We start from the raw sequence: 2,283 nt of genomic DNA, 5'->3' as shown, positions 1-2,283 counted from the left end.
CGGCCGGCTGGAGGATCAAAACGATTTTCTTGTCAACTGCGGCGATCATCCTGGCGGCCTTTTCCACTTCATCTGCCGTGGTCTGGTTGCAGATCACCATTTTTACGAAGGCCTTGTCCCTGGCGGTCTGCAGGAACTGCTGCTGTACTTTCCAGATGTCTTTCCCGCAGGCCGAGGGCGGCTTGATGTCCATTGCCACCACATCCAAACCAGTGATGATATTTGCCAACTCATCGGGCAAGGTGCCGTTGGTCTCCAGGTACAGCCGGCAACCATGCTTTTTCAATTTCGGGATCAGGGCCGCAATGAACTCTGTTTGCAGCAGGGGCTCGCCCCCGGTGAAGGAAACGAAATCGTCAGGATGTGTAATGGCCTGGATCTTGTCCAACACTTTCTGGATATCCATCTCAACCGCTTTGTCCCCGGCTTTAGCCAGCGGGGTGTCGCAATAACTGCAGTCCAGGTTGCACCCGGCAAAGCGGACGAAGGTGGTGGGCTCGCCCAGGTAAAGGCCCTCGCCCTGCAGGGAATGGAATATTTCGGCAATCCTGGCGTTCACGGTCATTTATATATCTTATAATCTGAATTACTGCTTTCCACCCGGATCCTTCCCTTGCTGATCAGGGCGTTCCAGCCGGCCTGCATCCACAGTTTGGAGGGAAACAGAACCTCTTCCACCATGATGAACTCGGCCTTCATGGAAAACTCGTTCACCGGCCAGCTCAGCTTGGGCATGGTGATGTCCATCTTTTCCAGCGACATGTCCTGCGGGTCATAGCTTATGGTTCCGGCCAGGTCTCCGCCTTTGGGCTTTTTGGGCTTGAATGATATGCCGGCTCCGGACCGGTCCACCAGGAACTCGTATTTGGGGTCGTTCAGTTTGGGAAGTTCCATGCTTTGGCTATGACCCTTGCCATCCTCCCGCTTTTTCTGCTTCTTGTCGCTGGTGTATACTATCTGGCGGTCCAGCAGGGAATCACCCAAAAACTTCTGCCAGGTCTTAACGGTGTCGGTCTTCTCGACCAGCCCCTGTTTGTCCAGTTTGTGGACATAGCTGAGGGTGGTGAAGCTGTAGACCAGATTCTTCTTGAGCTCCTTCTGCCGGTCCAATTGCTGCTGGACTTTATTGAGCACGGAGTCCTGTGCAACTGCTGATAGCTGGGAAACGGCTATTATGAAAATAGTCAGAAAATAACGCATGTCAGGCTGTTTTAATGTTCTTATGCTGTTGGGTCCAATTTTCCCGCTTCCCTGAATCCCTTGGCCCGCAAAAGGCAGGAATCACAAGTTCCGCAGGGTTTCTTTCCCCCCCGGTAGCAGGACCAAGTCATCTGATAGGGCACCCCCAACCGGATCCCCAATTTTACGATCTGGGATTTGGACAGTTTCAACAACGGGGCAACTATCCTGATCGGTTTTCCCTGGCGTCCGGCCTTGGTCCCCAGTTTATAAACTTTTGACATGGCAGATATGAAATCCGGCCGGCAGTCGGGATAGCCGGAATAGTCCAGGGCGTTGGCCCCGATCAGCACCGCTTCCGCGCCGATGGCCTCGGCGCAGGACAGCCCGTAGCTGAGGAACAGGGTGTTGCGGCCCGGCACGTAAGTGGAGGGTATCTGCGAGCCGATGTCCCTGGTGCTTTTGGCGCTGGGAAGGGCGGAGGCCTTGTCCAGCAGGCTGCTGCCCCGCCAGGGTAATTTTACCGGGATGACGTCATACGCCACCCCGGTCTTTTTGCATAATGCCTTGGCCGAAGCTATCTCCCGGCTGTGCCTTTGTCCGTAGTCAAAGATCAGGGCCCGGGACTGCCAGCCCTTGGCCAGGGCCCAGTAAAGCACGGTGGCCGAATCCAGCCCGCCGGAAAGCAGCACCACGGCCTTTTTAGAACGGGCCATAGGTGGCCTTGGCGTGTTCGGTCTCCCAAACGGAGACCTTGTTGATCTTGACCTTGGGCGAATTGAATTTCAGGGCCATCTCTTCGAAGACCACCCGGGCGATGTTCTCGGCGGTGGGGTTGATCTTGTCGAAGGGCTTGACCTCGTTCAGGTCCTGATGGTCAAAGCGGCCCAGCAGTTTCATCAGGGCTTCCCGGATGTCGCCGAAATCGGCCACCATCCCGGTCTTGTTAAGCGCCTTGGCCTTGAGCTCTACTTCCACCTGATAATTGTGGCCGTGGACATTCTCGCATTTCCCGGCATAGTCCCGTAAATGGTGGGCGGCCGAAAAATTCTTGTAAACCGAAACAAAGTACATGGTCTCTCCTTGAAAAAACAATTGTAAAAC

At 54.9% G+C, this 2,283-nt stretch carries 4 protein-coding genes; all 4 read right to left on the bottom strand.

Features of this window, described 5'->3' with window-relative positions:
- On the bottom strand, positions 1 to 565 hold a 565-nt coding region (locus Q7U71_09035), incomplete at its 3' end, for a 7-carboxy-7-deazaguanine synthase QueE (GenBank protein ID MDO9391899.1).
- Positions 562 to 1,134, bottom strand: a complete 573-nt coding sequence (locus Q7U71_09030; GenBank protein ID MDO9391898.1) for a hypothetical protein — start codon at positions 1,132 to 1,134, stop codon at positions 562 to 564. The genes Q7U71_09030 and Q7U71_09035, both read right to left, overlap by 4 nt.
- An 86-nt stretch (positions 1,135 to 1,220) precedes the next feature.
- The gene (queC, locus tag Q7U71_09025; protein ID MDO9391897.1) at positions 1,221 to 1,895 is read right to left on the bottom strand and encodes a 7-cyano-7-deazaguanine synthase QueC; all 675 of its coding nucleotides are present in this window, start codon (positions 1,893 to 1,895) and stop codon (positions 1,221 to 1,223) included.
- A partial coding sequence (queD, locus tag Q7U71_09020; protein MDO9391896.1) for a 6-carboxytetrahydropterin synthase QueD occupies positions 1,882 to 2,283 on the bottom strand: 402 nt, incomplete at its 5' end. The genes queD and queC, both read right to left, overlap by 14 nt.

The sequence above is a fragment of the bacterium genome (assembly GCA_030655055.1).
Lineage (GTDB): Bacteria > Edwardsbacteria > AC1 > AC1 > EtOH8 > UBA5202.
The sequence above is the reverse complement of the archived record's forward strand: the minus strand, read 5'-3'. Positions and strand labels throughout refer to the sequence as shown.

Coding starts and splice junctions, on each gene's coding strand:
- queC (MDO9391897.1), bottom strand. CDS start 1,895: ATGGCCCGTTCTAAAAAGGCCGTGGTGCTGCTTTCCGGCGGGCTGGAT.